General features: G+C 72.3%; 14 protein-coding genes. 13 read left to right on the plus strand and 1 reads right to left on the minus strand.

Annotation, left to right across the window (positions count from 1 at the left end; genetic code table 11):
- Positions 1 to 234: 234 nt before the first annotated feature.
- From O7619_RS03155 to O7619_RS03195, 9 genes are all read left to right on the plus strand, one after another.
- On the plus strand, positions 235 to 2049 hold the full coding sequence (locus O7619_RS03155) for a Wzz/FepE/Etk N-terminal domain-containing protein (RefSeq protein WP_282285566.1): 1815 nt from the start codon (positions 235 to 237) through the stop codon (positions 2047 to 2049).
- On the plus strand, positions 2046 to 3053 hold the full coding sequence (locus O7619_RS03160) for a DUF3048 domain-containing protein (RefSeq protein WP_282285567.1): 1008 nt from the start codon (positions 2046 to 2048) through the stop codon (positions 3051 to 3053). The genes O7619_RS03155 and O7619_RS03160 overlap by 4 nt, the downstream gene beginning before the upstream one ends.
- Positions 3050 to 4537 (plus strand): O-antigen ligase family protein, encoded by a 1488-nt coding sequence (locus tag O7619_RS03165; RefSeq protein WP_282285569.1) that lies wholly within the window; start codon positions 3050 to 3052, stop codon positions 4535 to 4537. The genes O7619_RS03160 and O7619_RS03165 overlap by 4 nt, the downstream gene beginning before the upstream one ends.
- On the plus strand, positions 4537 to 5742 hold the full coding sequence (locus O7619_RS03170; RefSeq protein ID WP_282285570.1) for a hypothetical protein: 1206 nt from the start codon (positions 4537 to 4539) through the stop codon (positions 5740 to 5742). Before O7619_RS03165 ends, O7619_RS03170 begins: the two co-directional genes overlap by 1 nt.
- A 17-nt stretch (positions 5743 to 5759) precedes the next feature.
- On the plus strand, positions 5760 to 6623 hold the full coding sequence (locus tag O7619_RS03175) for a sulfotransferase domain-containing protein (RefSeq protein WP_282285571.1): 864 nt from the start codon (positions 5760 to 5762) through the stop codon (positions 6621 to 6623).
- Entirely contained in the window at positions 6611 to 8203 is a 1593-nt protein-coding gene (locus tag O7619_RS03180; RefSeq protein ID WP_282285572.1) for a polysaccharide biosynthesis C-terminal domain-containing protein, read from the plus strand. Before O7619_RS03175 ends, O7619_RS03180 begins: the two co-directional genes overlap by 13 nt.
- 31 nt (positions 8204 to 8234) lie before the next feature.
- Positions 8235 to 9167 (plus strand): sulfotransferase, encoded by a 933-nt coding sequence (locus O7619_RS03185; RefSeq protein ID WP_282285573.1) that lies wholly within the window; start codon positions 8235 to 8237, stop codon positions 9165 to 9167.
- Positions 9168 to 9311: 144 nt separating this feature from the next.
- Positions 9312 to 10352: a glycosyl hydrolase gene (locus tag O7619_RS03190; protein WP_282285575.1), complete on the plus strand. Its 1041-nt coding sequence runs from the start codon at positions 9312 to 9314 to the stop codon at positions 10350 to 10352.
- A gap of 215 nt (positions 10353 to 10567) precedes the next feature.
- The gene (locus O7619_RS03195; RefSeq protein ID WP_282285577.1) at positions 10568 to 13624 is read left to right on the plus strand and encodes a malectin domain-containing carbohydrate-binding protein; all 3057 of its coding nucleotides are present in this window, start codon (positions 10568 to 10570) and stop codon (positions 13622 to 13624) included.
- Between the two features lie 68 nt (positions 13625 to 13692).
- Here O7619_RS03195 and O7619_RS03200 read toward each other — a convergent pair whose 3' ends face one another.
- Entirely contained in the window at positions 13693 to 14085 is a 393-nt protein-coding gene (locus O7619_RS03200; protein WP_282285578.1) for a CBS domain-containing protein, read from the minus strand.
- 112 nt (positions 14086 to 14197) lie between these two features.
- Between O7619_RS03200 and O7619_RS03205 the strand changes: the two genes are divergently transcribed.
- The 4 genes from O7619_RS03205 (at position 14198) to O7619_RS03220 (ending at position 17213) form a co-directional block, all read left to right on the plus strand.
- Positions 14198 to 14647 (plus strand): NUDIX domain-containing protein, encoded by a 450-nt coding sequence (locus tag O7619_RS03205; protein ID WP_282285580.1) that lies wholly within the window; start codon positions 14198 to 14200, stop codon positions 14645 to 14647.
- Between the two features lie 85 nt (positions 14648 to 14732).
- Entirely contained in the window at positions 14733 to 15464 is a 732-nt protein-coding gene (locus tag O7619_RS03210; RefSeq protein ID WP_282285581.1) for a phosphocholine cytidylyltransferase family protein, read from the plus strand.
- Positions 15452 to 16519, plus strand: coding sequence for an iron-containing alcohol dehydrogenase family protein (locus tag O7619_RS03215; protein WP_282285582.1), 1068 nt, complete (start codon positions 15452 to 15454; stop codon positions 16517 to 16519). The genes O7619_RS03210 and O7619_RS03215 overlap by 13 nt, the downstream gene beginning before the upstream one ends.
- Positions 16494 to 17213, plus strand: coding sequence for a CDP-alcohol phosphatidyltransferase family protein (locus O7619_RS03220; RefSeq protein WP_282285583.1), 720 nt, complete (start codon positions 16494 to 16496; stop codon positions 17211 to 17213). Before O7619_RS03215 ends, O7619_RS03220 begins: the two co-directional genes overlap by 26 nt.
- Positions 17214 to 17439: the final 226 nt, after the last annotated feature.

Consider the following 17439-nt stretch of genomic DNA (forward strand, 5'->3'; position numbering starts at 1 on the left):
TGAGCCGGCGGCGACGTCGACTACCCGCGGGCAGGTCGGGCCCACCGCCGGGTACCCGCCCGAATGGCCAGTTCCGATCGGCCATCTCTACGCGGGCTGCCCACACCCGGGCAGGCTTACCGGAACGTGAGCAGACTTTCCCTCAACGTTCGGATCGGGGACACTCGAAGTCACGGTCAGTTCCAGCTGTGCCGTGGACTGCCCGGCTCGGTCGAAAGGGAGCGACAGACTCTGATGCCCTCACCCCATTTGGCCGAGAGCGACGCCGACGGTCTTGCCCTGATGGCCTACCTGGGCTGGTTGCGCCGCCGCTGGTGGATCCTGCTGCTCGCCGCCGTCCTCGGCCTGGGCGGTGGCCTGGCGGTGAGCTCGCTCCAGGAAGCGCGCTACACCTCGACCACGTCGCTGCTGGTGCGCCCGCTCGGTTCCGGAGCGGAGAGCAATCCGAACGCCAAGGTCAACCTTGACACCGAGGCGCAGGTGGTCCGCTCACTCGTGGTGGCCGAACGGGCCAAGGGTCTGATGAAGGTCGACACCGGCGGCGACGTGCTGGTCAAGTCGGTGACCGTCAACGTCCCGCCGAACAGCCAGATCCTCCAGGTGGCATACGAGGCGGGCAGCCCGGCCCAGGCACAGGCGGGCTCGCACGCCTTCGCCCAGGCCTACCTCGACCTGCGCAAGGCCACCGCGCAGAAGGCGCTGGAAACCGAGACGAACGCGCTCAAGCAGCAGATCGCCGACGTGCAGAAGCAGCTCAGCGCGGTCGCCGGTCGGATCGCCGCGTCCCCGTCCAACTCGCCGGAGCGGGAGCGCGCCGAGGCCGACCGCAGCGTGTTGACCAACCAGCTCAGCGGGCTCAACAACCGGCTCAGCCCGCTGGTCGCCACCGACTCCGACCCTGGCGAGATCATCTCCGACGCCCGGCTGCCCGAGCGGCCCAGCTCGCCGAACCGCACCCTGAACCTGGCCAGCGGCATGGGGGCCGGCCTGCTGCTCGGCATCGTGCTGGCGCTGGTGCTCGACCGGCTCGACACCCGGATCCGGCGCGGGCGCGACATCTCCGACCGGGTCGGCCTGCCGTTGCTGCTCGAGCTGACCTCCCGGGTGCCGTCGCTCTCCGTCCTTCCCGCCACCCACCGGGCCTCCCGCGAGCTGGGCCGGCTGCGCAACGTGCTGCTCTCCGCCGTCCCCGAGCCGGCCCAGGCCGGGCGCGGCCGTCAGCTCCTGCTCTGCGACGGTTCGGCCGGCACCGCCGCCGGGTTCGTGGCGGCCAACCTGGCTGCCGCGTACGCCCGCACCGGCGCGCAGGTCGCACTGGTCACCACCAAGCCGGACTCGGCGTTGAGCGGCATCACCGGGGTGGCCGAGGGGCGGCACAGCCTCGCCTCGGTGCTCCGCCGCGACGTGCCGGCACTCAAGGCGCTGGCCCCGGTGCCGGGGCTCGGCCAGCTCCGGGTGCTCGTCCCGGGCGACCTGGACGCGGAGGTCGAGCTGCCGGTCGCCGGCCTGCTGGAGATCCTGCACGAGCTGACCGCGCGCTTCGACCACGTGCTGATCGAGACGGCGCAGCCGACCCACGCCGTGGAGGCCCAGGCCCTGGGCCGGTACGTCGACGCGGTGATCGTGGTGGCCGAGGCCGGCAAGACCCGCAGTGGTGAGATCACCGCGGCTCTCCAGCAGTTCGAGCAGGTGAACGCGCCGGTGATCGGCGCCGTGCTGGCGCCGCGCCTGCCCGCGCCGACCGGCGGCGCCACCCGCCCGGCGGCACCGGCCGCGTCGACCGGCTCGACCACTCCGGCGAACCAGGCCGACCGGAGCAAGCCCCGCCCGAGTCCCGGCCCGTCCGCCGAGTCGACCATGGTGCTGCCGCGCATGCAGTCGTCCCGCTCGGGCCCGGCCGCCGGGTCGGCGAAGCCGGCGACCCCCGGCAAGGGGGCCGCTGCGGGCAAGCCGACGCCGGTCAACGGCGCCGGCGGCACCTACCGTTCCCGCGGCGAGGGCGGCGACGGCCGCAGCTACGCCATCGACTCCGGCGAGGACCTGGGGTGAACCGCCGGCAGATGCTCCGCGCCACCCTCGCACCGGCCGTCGTCCTCGGCGTCGGCGCGGGGTGCAGCGAGCCGCAGCCCAAGCCGGGCGGCGCCAACGTGGTGGACCCGGGCGACGTGACCACGTCGTCGGCCGCGCCCAGCCCGACGTCGAGCCTGCCGGCGGGCCCGTTGACCGGGGCGCCGGTCGGCACGGCGGCGGCGGCGACCCGCCAGGCGGTCGCGGTGCCGCTGCGGGTGAGCCCCGCCACCACCCCGGCCGGCCTGGACGCCGCCGACCTGGTCTACGCCGAGTTCGCCGAGTCGGACACGCTGCACCTGACCGCGGTGTTCCACTCCAGGGACGCTGCCAAGATCGGGCCGGTCACCGAGATCCGGCCGGTCGACATCCGGTCGGTCTCGGTGCTGCGCCCGTTCGTCGGCTACGACGGCGGCCCGACCGGCTTCCTCAGCCAGTTCGAGAACTCCGACCTCGACGGCGTGACCCCGGACGACGGAGGCAAGGTCTTCAGCGGCGACTACACCTCCACGGCCGCGCTGCTCAAGGCCGCCCCGAAGGGTGGTCAGCCGCCCACGCCGGCCCTGGACCACGCCACGAACGGCGACGCGCTCGCCGCCCGGGACCTCGCCCCCGCCGCCGAACTGTCCGTCACCGTCTCCGGCGGGCCGCCGATGACCTGGCGGTACGACAAGCAGAAGTCGCTCTGGGTGACCAAGGTCGGCAAGACGACGGTGACGGCGGTCTCGGTGATCGTGCTGACCATGGAATACCGCACGCTCGAGGTGCGGAAGCCGTCGTACCGCTCGCTGCCGTCGGCGAACGTCTTCGGCGAGGGCGCCGTGGTGGCGGTCTCCGGCCCGAACAGCGCCAAGGGCCGGTGGCGCAAGCCCGGCCTGGGGATGGTCTGCACGCTCGCGGACATCGGCGGCGACCTGCTGCACCCGCAGCCCGGCAACGCCTGGGTGGTCTACGCGCCGACCACCGCCAAGGTCACCGTGAAATGAGCACCGTCACCCCACCCCGCCCGGCGCGGGGGTCGGTGCCGCTCGGCGCGGTGACGCCGGCCGAGGGGAGTCGCCTCCCGCCGGTCCGGCTCCGGCCGAAGGGGTGGTCGTGGCGGCTGCCGACCGCGTGGCCGCTGATCTCGCTCTTCCTGCTCTGGCCGGTGTGGTGGGCGCTCGGGGTCTCCAGCTTCGTCTTCATCATCTTCGCGGTGCCGATGATGGTGCAGATGGCCCGGCGGGGTCCGGTCCGGGTGCCGCCCGGCTTCGGCATCTGGCTGATCCTGCTGCTCTGGCTGTTCCTGTCCGCGTCGACGCTCGGGCTCACCGCCCCGGACACGCTGCCGCCCGGTGGGGGCGGGGGCCGTTACATCGGCTGGGGCATCCGACTGGCCAACTTCGTCGCCATGACCGTGGCGATGCTCTACGTCTACAACCTCAGCGAGCGGGAGCTGTCCCGACAGCGGATGATCCGGCTCTTCGGGTTCATGGGCGTGGTGGTGGTGATCGGCGGCTGGATCGGCTCGCTGTTCCCGACCCTCGGCTTCGTCGCGCCGCTGCGTTTCGTCCTGCCGCACTCGATCGCCACCCATCCCTTCGTCGCCTCGCTGATGGACGTCAAGTTCGCCCAGGTCCAGCAGGTGATCGAGGGGGAGGCCAGCTCGCCCCGACCGTCCGCGCCGTTCACCTACACGAACTCGTGGGGGGAGAACACCGCGATCCTGCTGGTCTGGCTGGTCGCCGGCTGGGTGGTGCTGGGAAAGCCGCTGCGCCGCACCGCCGGGGTGGCGATCGCCCTGGCCGCGATCTTCCCGATCATCTACTCGCTCAACCGTGGGCTCTGGATCGGCGTCGGCATCGCCGCGGCGTACGTGGCGCTGCGGCTCGCGCTGCGTGGGCGGATGGTGGTGCTCGGCGGGCTCGCCCTGGCGATGGGGCTGATCGGCGTGCTGATCGTCGCCACCCCGCTCGGCCGCACCTTCGACGAACGACTCCAGAACGGGCACAGCGACGACATCCGCACCACCCTGTCCGAGGGCGCGATGAAAGCGGCCAACCACTCGCCGATCCTCGGCTACGGCGGCAACCGGGCGCTGATCGGCAGCAACCGCTCCATCGCCATCGGCAAGTCCGACGACTGCAAGCAGTGCGGTAACCGGGAGCTGGGCAGCAACGGCCAGCTCTGGGCGCTGCTCGTCGGTCAGGGCTGGGTCGGCGCACTTACCTACAACGGCTTCTTCCTCTACTGCCTCTGGCGATACCGGCGCGACCACAGCGCGATCGGGATCGCCGGTACGCTCGTGATCATTTTGATGCTCTTCTTCCAGTTCACCTACGGGGCACTGGAAGCCACCCTCGCCTACGCCCTGATCTCGGTAGCCCTGCTGGCCCGCAACGACCGGCAACGCCGGGCGCTCGCACCGGAGCCACCTCGGGGCACGATCGCCGGGCTACGGGCCCGACTGGAAGCTGCCGGTGACCGCTGATGGTGTTCCTCGTACCCCCGGACGGCGACGGCCGTTCCGCCTACCTCGGTGAGCTGGCCGGCCTGATCTGGCCCGAACCGGCCGAACCGGCCCTGCGCCGGGGCGGCGCCGGCTGGGTCGTGGTGCCGTCGGCCACCCGGCCGCGGTTGCTGGTGCCCACCGGCTCGGGCCGGGCCGCGGCCGGCGCCGTGCGGCACTCCACCGAGGCGGTCGGCCGCAAGGCCAAGCTGGTCCGGCAGGGGCTGGCCACCGCGTTCCGGTTCGGGCTCGGGCCGTTGGTGTTCCGCGACCGGCTGGTCGTCGACGGCGGCGGGCTGGACGCCTACCTGACCGAGGTGCTCGGCGAACCCGCGCTGGTCAGCCTGCACATCGGGCCGGCGCGGGCCAATCGCAAGCCGGTGCTGCAACTGCTCGCGCCGGACGGCCGCGCCCTCGGCTACGCGAAGCTCGGCGTCGACCCGCTGACCCGCGGCCTGGTGCACGCGGAGGCCGCGGCGCTGCGCCGCCTCGCCGGCGTGCCGCTCGGCCCGGTCGTGCTGGCCGGGGTACGCCACCACGGCGAATGGCACGGGCACGCGCTGTTGGTGCAGGAGGCGCTGCCGGTGCGGCTGCCCCGGGCCACGCCGGCCGTTGCGGCGGAGGGCGAGCGGGCCGCCATGGTGGCGGTCGCCGGCTGCCTCGGCGTACGCAAGGAGTCGTGGGCGGGCAGCGGGCACGCGGCGCGGCTCGGCTCGGCGGTGGACGCGCTCGGTGACCGGCCGGAGGCCGGACGGCTGCGCGCGGTGCTGGCCTCGGTCGCCGAGGCCGACCCGGTGGTGGCCTTCGGCGCCTGGCACGGCGACTGGAACGGCGGCAACAGCGCGGTGCTTGCCGACGGCCGGGTGCTGGTGTGGGACTGGGAGCGGTTCGAGTCCGACGTGCCGGTCGGCTACGACGCGCTGCACCTGGCGGTGCAGGGCGCGATGAGCCACGACGGGGTGGAGCCGGTCGAGGCCGCCCGGGCGCTGATCGCCGGCGCCGACCGGACGCTCGCGCCGTTCGGTTGCGGCGACGGGCGCGCCGACCTGGTCGCCGTGCTCTACCTGGTGGAGCTGGCGGCGCGTTATCTACGGGACCGGCAGGCGGAGGCGGGTGCACGGCTGGGGCATGTCGACACCTGGCTGCTGCCCGCCGTGGAGGAGCACCTGGCCCGCCGGGCCGGGTGAGAGTGAGGGGTGGGGACGTGACGGTGGCCAGGGAGCAGGCGCTCCGCGCGGTGAAGTCGGTGAGCCGGACGGTCGGTCGGTTGACCGCGGGTTCACGGATGGTGCCGGGATTCCTGATCGTGGGGGCGCAGCGGTGTGGCACCACCTCGCTGTTCAAGACGCTGTCGCAGCACCCCGGCGTGCTGCCGCCCGCCTACCACAAGGGCGTGCACTACTTCGACATGGACTACCGCCGGGGGATGAGCTGGTATCTGGGGCACTTCCCCACCACCGGCAAGGCGGAGGCGGTGAAGGCGCAGCTCGGCGTACGCGGGATCACCGGCGAGTCGAGCCCCTACTACATGTTCCACCCGCTGGCCGGGCAGCGGATCGCCAAGGACCTGCCCTCGGTGAAGCTCCTGGTGCTGCTGCGCGACCCGGTGGAGCGGGCCTACTCGGCGCACTCGCATGAGCTGGCCCGCGGCTACGAGACCGAGGCGGACTTCGAGCGGGCGTTGGCGTTGGAGGAGCAGCGGACGGCGGGCGAGCGGGAGCGGATGACCGCCGACCCGGCGTACGACAGCGAGCACCTGCAACACAACGCCTACCTGGCCCGGGGCCGCTACATCGAGCAGGTGGAGCGGCTGGAGGCGCTTGTCGGCCGGGACCGGCTGCACGTCATCGACAGCGACGACTTCTTCGCCGACCCGCGGCCCTCCTTCGACGCGGTCTGCGACTTCCTTGAGATTCCCCGCTGGGCGGACATCGCCTTCGGCAAGCACAACTCGCGGTCCCGGTCGCCGATGTCGGCCGAGCTGCGGGCCCGCCTGGAGGACCACTTCGCCCCGTACGACGAGCGGCTGGCCTCCTGGTGGGGACGAGTGCCGTCGTGGCGGCGGTGAGCCGGGCGGACGCCGACGCCACCGTCGTCCTACCGGCGGTCCGGCCGGCTCCGGGCGCGGGTCTGGGCGGCGTGGCCCGGCAGGGCTTCGCCAACCTGGTCGGGGTGGGCCTGGCCGCGGTGGCCGGCTTCGGCCTCAACATCGTCATCGCCCGGGGCTGGTCGGTCCGTGAGGCCGGCATGTTCTTCGCGGCCACGAGCGCCTTCATGATCGCCGCGTCGGCGGCCCGGCTCGGCACCGACGTGGGTACCGTCTACTTCGTCAGCCGACAGCGGACGCTCGACCGGCGGGACCAGATCCGGGGCACGATCCTGGTCGGGCTGTTGCCGGTGCTGGTGGTCGGTGTCCTGCTCGGCGCGGCCGGCTGGCTGGCCGCCCCGGCGCTGGCCCGGGCGACCATGCCGGAGGCCGGTCCGGACGCGGTGACCGCGCTGCGCGTCCTGCTGGCGTTCGTGCCGTTGGCGGCGCTGAACGACTACGCGCTCGCGGCCTGCCGCGGCTTCGGCCAGATGCGGCCGTTGCTGACGGTGGAGCGGCTCGGCCGCACCCTGGTGCAGTTCCTGGCCGTGGCGGTCGCGGCCTGGCTCGGGCTCTCCGCCACCGTCGCGCTGCCGCTGGCCTGGGTGGTGCCCTACCTGCTCGCCGCCGTGGTCGCGCTGGTGTGGCTGGGTCGGCTGGTCGGCCGGGCCGGGCGGCACGTGACCCGACCGGTCCCGGCGGGCGAGTTGCTGGTGCCGTTCTGGCGGTTCACCGGGCCCCGCGCGGTCAGCAGCGTGGCCGCGATCGTGGTGCAGCGGCTGGACATCGTGCTGCTCAGCGCACTGCGCGGGCCGGCGGACGCGGCCATCTACACGGCCGCGACCCGCTTCCTGGCGCTGGGTCAGCTCTCCAGCGTTGCGCTCTCCAGCTCGGTGCAGCACCGGCTCGCCGCCGCCTTCGCCCGCGACGACCGGGCCGAGGCCCGGCAGCTCTACCAGGCCGCCACCGGCTGGCTGGTGCTGCTCTCCTGGCCGGCGTACCTGATCTTCGCGGCGTTCGCCGTGCCCATGCTGGCGTTGTTCGGCGAGGGCTACGCCGACGGCCGCCGGGTCGTCGTCCTGCTCGCGCTGACCATGCTGGTGGCGACCGGGTGCGGCATGGTGGACATGGTGCTCAACATGGCCGGTCGCACCGCGTGGACGTTCTACAACGCGATGGGCGGCACGGTGCTCAACGTGGTGGCGAACCTGGTGCTCATCCCGCGCTACGGCATCCTCGGCGCCGCCCTGGCCTGGACCGCCTCCATCCTGGTCACCAACCTGGTGCCGCTGACCCAGCTCTGGTGGTCGATGCGGCTGCACCCGTTCGGCGCCGGCACCCGGGCCGCGATGGCTCTCGCGGTCGTCGCGTTGGGCCTGCCGCTCGGGGTGGCCAGTCTGCTCGGCGCCGCGCCGGCGCTGCTCGCGCTGGTGACCGCCGTCGGCGCGGCGGCCTACCTGGCCGGCGTGTGGCGCTGGCGGCGCACCCTGCACCTCGACGCGCTGCGGTCGATGCGCCGCGGCCGTAACCGGGCCGGGGCGGACCCGGCCGCCAAGTCCTGACCCCGTTTCCGCGTACCCGATGGGACCTTCGATGACAAGCGACTCCCCCCTCGCCCCGCACGCCGGGCTGTCCACTGTGAAGGCCGCGAAGCTCGCCGCGGTCGGTCTGCTTGCCGACCGCAAGGAACGCCGGGATCTGGAACGCCCGGTGGAGGCCGCCAACCGGAAGTTCACGCTGAAGGTGGAGCGGCCGATCTTCATCCTCGGCGCCCCGCGCTCCGGCACCACGTTCCTCGGCAGTTGCGTGGGGGCGCTGCCGGACGTGTCCTACCACTACGAGCCCCGGCTGACCAAGGCGGTCGCCCGCTGCGTCTACGAGGGAAGCTGGACGCCGCAGCGGGCGGCGCGCTACTTCCGCGGCTACTACGGCGCGCTGCTCGCCGCGTCCGGTCACGGTGGGCTGCGGTTCGCCGAGAAGGACCCGGAGAACTGCTTCATCGTGCCGTTCCTGGCCGAGGTCTTCCCGGATGCGGTCTTCCTGCACGTCTACCGGGACGGTCGGGACGTCGCCGTGTCGCACGCGGAGCAGCCCTGGTTGAACGCCGCGTCCACGGGCACCGGGCGCAGCGGCCGGGGTGGCACGCCGTGGGGCGCGGCGCCCCGCTTCTGGGTGGAGCCCGACCGGCGCGACGAGTTCACCCGGGTCTCCGACCTGGGCCGGTCCGCCTGGATGTGGCGGCGTTTCACCGGCAGCGCGCTGACCCAGCTCGCCGAGCTGCCCGCGGACCGGGTCCGGCACCTGCGCTACGAGGACGTCGTGCACCGTCCGGCCGAGGCGGCCGAGGTCGTCGCCGACTTCCTGGAGGTGGGCGACCCGGCCGGGCGGGAGGCGTTGCACGCCCGGTTCGCCAAGGCCCGGCCCAACTCGGTGGGACGGTGGCGGCAGCGACTGACCGAAGAGGACCTGGCCGACGTGCTGGCACAGGCCGGCCCGCTCCTGACCGAACTCGACTACCACACGTGAGCGCGCGTCCACGGGTAGAGTGCCAGGAGTCGCCAGCCCGACCCGGCGTGCTACTCCGCTGAGGTGGAGCTCCTCGGGTCGACGACCGTGCGCCGGCGACCATCCTGGGGAGAGGTTGCGGTGGTACGAGGGTTTCGACGGACGATGGCGGCCCTGATCGCGTTGGCCTGTCTGGCGCCGGTGGTCGCGGCGTGCGACTCCGGGTCGCCGGACCCGGCGGCGACCTCGGCGGTGCCGCCCCCGCCCACGGTGACGCCGCGCAAGGGCGCGGTCCAGACCACCGGGCGCGGGCCGGAGCTGCCCGAGAAGGGCGCCTGGGTGGGCGCCTGGGTGAAGCCCGAGTTCCACAACGCCTCCGGCCGCGCGTCGGCGTGGGACGACTTCAACCGGGCAGCCGGCGGCCAGCTCGCCATCGCGCACATGTTCCACGAGTGGAACGAGCCGTTCCCGGGCGCGACCGAGCGGGCGTTCCAGGCCCAGGGCAAGCTCCAGATGATCTCCTGGCAGGGCACCGACACCCGGTCGACGGTCAGCGGCGTCTACGACGCGCTGATCCGCCAGCGGGCGCAGGACGTCAAGGCGTTCGGCGTGCCGGTGCTGCTGCGCTACCGGTGGGAGATGGACCGGCCGAACCTGGCCGCCAGCATGCACTCGCCGGAGGACTACGTCGCCGCCTGGAAGCATGTGCGTGCCATCTTCACCGAGGTCGGCGTCACGAACGCGGCCTGGACGTGGTGCCCGCACGCCGACGGGTTTGCCGAGCCCGAACGCCGGGCCGCCGACTACTACCCCGGGGACGACCAGGTCGACTGGCTCTGCACCGACGTCTATCCGAGCCCGGAGTGGAACAGCTTCAGCAACCGGATGGACCACTTCATGGCATTCGCCAAGAAGCACCCGCGGCCGGTGGTGATCGGCGAGTACGGGCTCACCCAGGACGGCCGTCCGGGGCAGCGGGCCGAGTGGATGCGCGAGGTCGGTCCCTATCTGAAGAAGCACCCGCAGATCAAGGCGGTGCTCTATTTCGCGGCCCGGCAGACCCAGAAGCCGCTGTACGACAGCACGTTCGGCGCCGACCCGGAGAGTCAGGCGGTGTTCCGGGAGATGGCCACCGACCCATACTTCAACCCACCCATGCCCGACCTGAGTGTTTCCGCCGCGCCACCCTCCGTAGGCAATCGGTGATCTTCCCTCGTCTTTTCGTGCGGCCCGGCCCGCTTCCTCGGCCAAAAAGACCGATCCCGGGTGGACGTGCGGTGGCCGGATGCGAGAAAGTATTGCTCTCACGTCTGCGGTCGGCCGGGTAACCCCACCTCACGTCGGCACCGGCCACGACCGCAGCGACTCCGACGTTCCCCCCGGAGCAGCCTGTGCCTTCCTCGTTCCTGAGACACCGCTCGGTGTCCGCCTTCGGCGCCGCCGTGCTCGGCATCGCCACCCTGTTCACACCGGTGCCGGCACTTGCCGCGCCCGGGGCCACGGTCGCACCCGACCACAGCACGCTCGTCGGTGAGATGACGTCGGACAAGACGCCGAACATCAACGACGGCAACGTCGTGGCCATCTACGACGCCGGTAACAAGGTGATCGTCGGCGGTTCGTTCACCAACGCGCAGAACCGCGGCTCGTCGCCCACCCCGGTCGACCGTCGCGGCGTGCTCGCCTTCGACAAGACAACCGGCAAGATCGACAACGGGTTCGCGCCGGTGCTCGACGGCGACGTGACCGCGGTGATCGCCGGGCCGACCCCCGGCACGGTCTACCTCGCCGGCACCTTCAACAAGGTCGACGGCAAGAGCTTCCGCAAGCTCGTGCTGCTGAACGTCGCCGACGGCACGCCGGTCGCCGGCTTCAAGGGGCCGGCGTTCAACGGCACGGTCAGCGACCTCGCGCTCGTCGACGACCACCTGCTGGTCGGCGGCATCTTCAGCACGGTCACCGCGACCACCGACCGCGCCGGGCTCGCCTCGCTCAACCCGACCACCGGCGCGGTGGACGACTATCTCACGGTGTCGCTCACCGAGCACCACAACTGGACGGCGACCAACGGCGGCGCCTCGGCCGGCGTCGGCGTCGAGAAGATGACCGTCTCGCCGAACGGCAAGCACCTCGTGGTCATCGGCAACTTCAAGAAGGCCGACGGCGTCGTGCACGACCAGATCGTGCGGATCGATCTGGGGGCGAGTTCCGCCACCGTCGCCGACTGGAACACCGACAGCTACTCCGGCGCCTGCAAATACAGCGCGTTCGACTCGTGGGTGCGGGACGTGCAGTTCTCGCCGGACGGCAAGTACTTCGTGGTGGGCACCACCGGCGCCTCCTTCCCGGGCACGCTCTGCGACTCGGCGGCCCGCTGGGAGACCGACGCCACCGGTGCCGACCAGAAGCCGACCTGGACCAACTTCAGCGGTGGCGACACCTTCCTCTCCGTCGGCATCAGCGAGAAGGCCGTCTACGTCGGCGGTCACTTCCGCTGGTCGAACAACCCGCTCGGGCGGGACAAGGCCGCGCCGGGCGCGGTGCCGAGGGCGAGCATCGCGGCTCTCGACCCGGCCAGCGGCCTGCCGCTGTCCTGGAACCCGGGCCGGCACCCGCGCGGCTACGGCGTCACCGAGATGCTGGTGACCCCGGAGGGCCTCTGGCTGGGCAGCGACCAGGAATACATCGGCAACCGCGAATACCAGCGGAAGCGGCTGGCGTTCTTCCCGCTCGATGGCGGCAACGCGCCGCACTCGACCAGCACGAAGAGCCTGCCCGGCGACATCTACCAGGCCGGTCGGGCGGCGCAGACCGAGGTGCTCTACCGGGTCAACGCCGGTGGCCCGGCCATCCCGGCGACCGACGGCGGGCCGGACTGGGCCGCCGACAGCGCCACCGCGCCCAGCCCGCACCACAACAGCGGCAACAGCGCGTCGACGTACAGCACGAACGCCACGTTCGACGACACCGTCCCGGCGAGCACCCCGACGACGCTGTTCAACAGCGAGCGGTGGGACGAGGCCACCGCGCCGGACATGCAGTGGGACATCCCGGTCGCGGCCGGCACCCGGGTCGACGTCCGCCTTTACCTGGCCAACCGCTACTCCCGGACGGGCACGGTCGGCAAGCGCAAGTTCGACGTCAGCATCGACGGCGTACTCAAGCTGAACGACTTCGACCCGGTCGCCGTCGCCGGTGGCACCGACCGCGGCACGATGCAGTCCTTCTCGGTGGTCAGCGACGGCGTGGTCGACGTCGACTTCGGCCGCGAGCTGGAGAACCCGCTGATCCAGGGCATCGAGATCGTCAAGACCGCGCCGACGCCGGACGCCTCGGACGTGCTCTACCGGGTCAACGCGGGCGGCGCCGAGCTGGCCGCGCCGAGCGGTCCGGCCTGGGCCGGCGACAGCCCGACCGCGCCGAGCGGATACCACAACGCCGGCAGCCAGGTCCTGACGTACGGCACGAACGCCTCGTTCGACGCCACCGTACCGGCGGGCACGCCGGTCGAGGTGTTCAACAGCGAGCGCTGGGACGAGTCGCCCGCACCGGACATGCAGTGGGACTTCCCGGTGCCGGCCGGCACTCCGGTGCAGGTGCGGCTCTACCTCGCCAACCGCTACAACGGCACCTCCACCGCCGGGAAGCGCAAGTTCAACGTCAGCGTCGACGGCGTGCTGAAGCTGAGCAACTTCGACCCGATCGCCGCGATCGGCGCCACCAACAAGGGCACCATGCGCGCCTTCGCGGTCACCAGCGACGGCAACATCGACGTCGACTTCGGTCGGGTTCTGGAGAACCCGCTGGTGCAGGGCATCGAGATCGTCAAGCTGCCGCCGGTGCCGCCGGCCACCACGATCGACAGCGTCACCAAGCGGTCGTACGACGGCGCGGGCAAGATCGGCACCGCGATGTCGGTGCCGAACCCGGACGACACCCGCTGGTCGGGCGTCAAGGGCGCGTTCTGGGTCGGCGGTGACCTGTTCTACGGCGTCGGCGGCAACCTCTACAAGCGCTCGTTCGACGGCACCGAGTTCGGCACCCCGAAGAAGCTCGACCCGTACCACGACGAGAAGTGGGACCTGATCGAGACCGGCTCCGCGCCCGAGGGCTCGACGTACGCGGGCATGACCGTCAACTTCTCCGCCGAGCTGCCCAACGTGACGGCCATGTTCTACTCCAAGGGCCGGATCTACTACACGCTCGCCGGCCAGCGCACCCTGTTCTGGCGCGGGTTCGCACCGGACACCGGCACGGTCGGCGCCGAGCGGAACACGGTCGCCGGGACCACCGCCTTCGCCGACGCGGGCGGCCTGATCCTGGACGGCGACAAGCTCTACGTCGTCTCCCGGAGCACCGGCAGCCTGTCCTCGATGGCGTGGTCGGACGGCGTGCCGACCGACACCGCCACGGTGCTCAGCGGTCCGAGCGTCGACGACGTGGACTGGCGCGGCACCGCGGTCTTCGTCGGCCCCTGACGGGACGGCACGACCGCGACACCCCGCACGACGATGGCCCGGCCGGTATCGGCCGGGCCATCGCCCGTTCAGGCGCGGGTCGGTGCGTGTTCCCCCGCCCAGACCCGCATCAGGTCACGTACCGAGATCACCCCGGCCACCTCCCGGCCGTCGAGCACCACCAGGTGGCGGAAGCCGCCGCGGGCCATCGCCGCCGCCGCCTCCTCGACCGTCCAGTCCGGGCCGGCGTAGACGACGTCCCAGGTCAGGTGGGCGCCGGTACGTTCGACGTCCGGGTCGAGCCCGGCTCCGATCGCCTTCAACACGTCACGTTCGGTCATGATCCCGACCCCCTCGGAGTCCGGATCGATCACGACCGCCGACCCGACACCGCGGGCCGACATCATCCGGGCCGCCTGGCGGAGCGTGTGCTCCGGGCCGACCACGAGAACCTCGTTGGACATCGCTTCCCGTACCTGCATCACACATCACTCCTGTGGGACGGCGACTGGGTACGGACATAGTGGGCCACCGATGCGTACCGGGACAAGAAGGGGCATCGCCCGAGACGGCGCGGACGGCTACGGTCGGAGGGTGCCCACCGACCCCCTCCGCTGTGCCGGCGCGCTGATCGTCGACGACGACGGCCGCATCTTCGTGCAGCGCCGCGCCCCCGGGCGACGCCTCTTCCCCAACTGCTGGGACATCGCCGGTGGCCACCTGGAGCCGGGGGAGGAGATCGACGACGCGCTGCGCCGGGAGGTCACCGAGGAGACCGGCTGGGCGGTGTCGCACGTGCTGGGCCTGGTCGGCGAATACCGCTACACCGCCGACGACGGGCTGACCCGGGTGGAGACCGACTTCCTGGTCCGGGTGGACGGCGACCTCAGCCGGCCCCGCCTGGAGCCGACCGAGCACACCGAGTTCCGCTGGCTGGCGGAGCGGGACATCGCCCTGCTCGACGAGCACCGCGACGTGAACGACGGGATGATCCGGCGGATCCTGGCGGACGGCTTCGCCGCGCTGCGGTCGATCGGGCTGTAGGGCGATCACGGGCTGCGCCGGGGCCGCCGGGCGGCCGACGATATCCTCGCCTCGTGGAATCGGTCGAGAAGAGGAGCGTGTCGGCATGATCGGGATGGTGCTCGCCGCGGGTGCGGGGCGCCGGCTGCGGCCGTACACGGACACCCTGCCCAAGGCCCTGGTGCCGGTCGACGGGGAGATCACCATCCTCGACATCGCGTTGCGCAACCTCGCCGCGGTGGGGCTGACCGAGGTCGTGATCGTGGTCGGCTACGCGGCCGACGCGGTCCGGCAGCGGCAGGCCGAGCTGGCGGAGAAGTACGGCGTCACGATCACGCTTGTCGACAACGACAAGGCCGAGGAGTGGAACAACGCCTACTCGCTCTGGCTGGCCCGGGAGCACTTCTCCCGGGGCGTGCTGCTTGTCAACGGCGACACCGTGCACCCGGTGAGCGTGGAGAAGACGCTGCTGGCCGAGCGCGGGCCGGGCGTCCTGCTGGCCGTGGACACGCTCAAGCCGCTGGCCGAGGAGGAGATGAAGACCACCTTCGACGCCGCCGGCCAGCTCACCCGGATCACCAAGCTGATGGACCCGGGCGAGGCGTACGGCGAGTACATCGGCGCGACGCTGATCGAGCCGCAGGTGGCCGACGCGCTCGCCGACGCGCTGGAGGCGACGTGGCGGCGCGACCCGAACCTCTACTACGAGGACGGCTACCAGGAGTTCGCCGAGCGCGGCGGCGAGGTGCGGGCGGCACCGATCGGTGACGTCTCCTGGGTCGAGGTCGACAACCACGACGACCTGGCCCGGGCGCGGGAGATCGCGTGCCGCTACTAGCCCGTAGCGTCCTCACCCCGCTGCACATCGACGTGCGGCGGGGCGCGGTGGCGGACCTGGCGGCGATCCTGTCCGACGGCCGGATCTCGGCCGGCGGTGACGTCGCCGTGGTGGTGGGTCCGGGGCAGGGCGAGAAGATCGCCGAGCTGATCCGGCCGTCGCTGCGATCGGCGGACGTGTTCACCGTGGCCGGGGGCACCCTGGACGCCGCCGACGAGCTGGGCGGCAAACTGCGCGCCCGGTCGTACGACGCGGTGGTCGGCATCGGCGGTGGGAAGACCATCGACGTGGCGAAGTACGCGGCGACCCGGCGTGGGCTGCCGATGGTGACGGTGGCGACCGCGCTCGCCAACGACGGGATCGCCTCGCCGGTGGCCAGCCTGATCACCGAGGGCCTCAAGGGCTCCTACGGGGTGCACATCCCGATCGCGGTGATCGTCGACCTGGACTTCGTGGAGGCCGGGCCGGAGCGGCACAACCGGGCCGGCATCGGCGACGTGGTGAGCAACATCAGCGCGCTCGCCGACTGGGAGCTGGCCCGCCAGACACGCGGCGAGCCGGTCGACGGGCTGGCCGCGTCGCTGGCCCGGGCCGGCGCCGAGGCGGTGCTGAACCATCCGGGCGACATGACCGACGACGCCTTCGTCACGGTGTTGGCCGAGGCACTGATCTCCAGCGGCCTGGCGATGGCGGTCTGCGGCACCAGCCGCCCGTCCAGCGGTGGCTGCCACGAGATCATGCACGCGATCGACGCGCTCTTCCCCGGCACCGCCTCGCACGGCGAGCTGGCCGGGCTGGGCGCGTTGTTCTGCACGTTCCTGCGCGGCGACGAGCGCCGGTTCGCCGAGATGTCGGCCTGCCTGGGCCGGCACGGGCTGCCCCGGCTGCCGTCCGAGGTGGAGCTGACCGACCACCAGTTCGTCGAGGCGGTGCAGTTCGCGCCGGCCACCCGACCGGACCGCTACACCATCCTCGAACACCTGGCGATGTCCGCTTCCGAGACCCGGGAGCGGCTGGCAGACTACGCCGGTGCACTCCGCGACCACAGTGGCTGAGCCCCGTCCCACCGTCGCCGACTTCCACCGGGTCAACCGGGGTGGTGGCCTGTTCAGCGAGTCGATCAGCCAGTGGGTCGGGGCGGCGTTCGCGCTCGTCGCCCAGCGGCTGGGGCTGCGCCCGACCGCGTTGACGCTTGCCAACCTGGTGCTGGGGCTGGCCGCCTCGGTCACCGTGGTCGCGCTCGCCGACGACGTGGCCGCCGGCACCGTGCCGGCCTGGGTGGTCGGCCTGGTCGCCCTGGTCGGCTGGCAGATCGCGTACGCGCTGGACTGCGCCGACGGGCAGCTCGCCCGGGTGACCGGTCAGGGCAGCGCGGCGGGCGCCCGGATCGACGTGCTCTGCGACGTGGCCGCCCAGATCGCGTTGGTGACGGCGCTCGGCGCGGTGGCGGTGGCGCAGCGCCCGGCCACGCCGGTGTGGCTGGTGGCGGTGTTCGCCGGCACCTGGATGGTCAACCTGGTGACCTCGGTGATGCAGTCCGGCCCGAACGCCGCGAGCATGGTCACCTCGACGTCGCTCCCGGTCCGGCTGGTGAAGCTGGTCCGCGACTACGGAGCGGTGATCTTCGTGGCCGGTCTGGTGCTGGTGTTCGCGCCCGCGCTGGCGTTCTGGGTGGTGGTGGCGTTCACCGTCGTGAACGGCGGCTTCCTGCTCGCCAGCATCGCCTTCTCCGCCCGCGCCGCGATGTAAGGCGGGGGCCCCGGTTAACGCTTTCGGTAGAGGCGGGGCCCCTTCTTAACACCACCCTGACGGAGTCGCCGGGATCGCTGGCGTGGCAGGCGGCAGGACCCGTCGAGGCCGCTACAAACGGTGTCATGAACGACTCACCGCAGGTACGCCCGCCGCCCCCGCCGCCGAGGTGGCTTAGTCAGCGCGACCCGGACGGCCAACACCCATGACGTTCCACTCGCGGGCC

It is taken from the genome of Micromonospora sp. WMMD998 (genome assembly GCF_029581235.1).
Lineage (GTDB): Bacteria > Actinomycetota > Actinomycetes > Mycobacteriales > Micromonosporaceae > Micromonospora.

What these genes read in the sequence shown, in the direction of transcription:
- O7619_RS03155 (WP_282285566.1), top strand. Translation starts at nt 235, where the DNA reads ATGCCCTCACCCCATTTGGCCGAGAGCGACGCCGACGGTCTTGCCCTG.
- O7619_RS03170 (WP_282285570.1), top strand. Translation starts at nt 4,537, where the DNA reads ATGGTGTTCCTCGTACCCCCGGACGGCGACGGCCGTTCCGCCTACCTC.
- O7619_RS03190 (WP_282285575.1), top strand. Translation starts at nt 9,312, where the DNA reads ATGGCGGCCCTGATCGCGTTGGCCTGTCTGGCGCCGGTGGTCGCGGCG.
- O7619_RS03185 (WP_282285573.1), top strand. Translation starts at nt 8,235, where the DNA reads ATGACAAGCGACTCCCCCCTCGCCCCGCACGCCGGGCTGTCCACTGTG.
- O7619_RS03165 (WP_282285569.1), top strand. Translation starts at nt 3,050, where the DNA reads ATGAGCACCGTCACCCCACCCCGCCCGGCGCGGGGGTCGGTGCCGCTC.
- O7619_RS03210 (WP_282285581.1), top strand. Translation starts at nt 14,733, where the DNA reads ATGATCGGGATGGTGCTCGCCGCGGGTGCGGGGCGCCGGCTGCGGCCG.
- O7619_RS03200 (WP_282285578.1), bottom strand. Translation starts at nt 14,085, where the DNA reads ATGCAGGTACGGGAAGCGATGTCCAACGAGGTTCTCGTGGTCGGCCCG.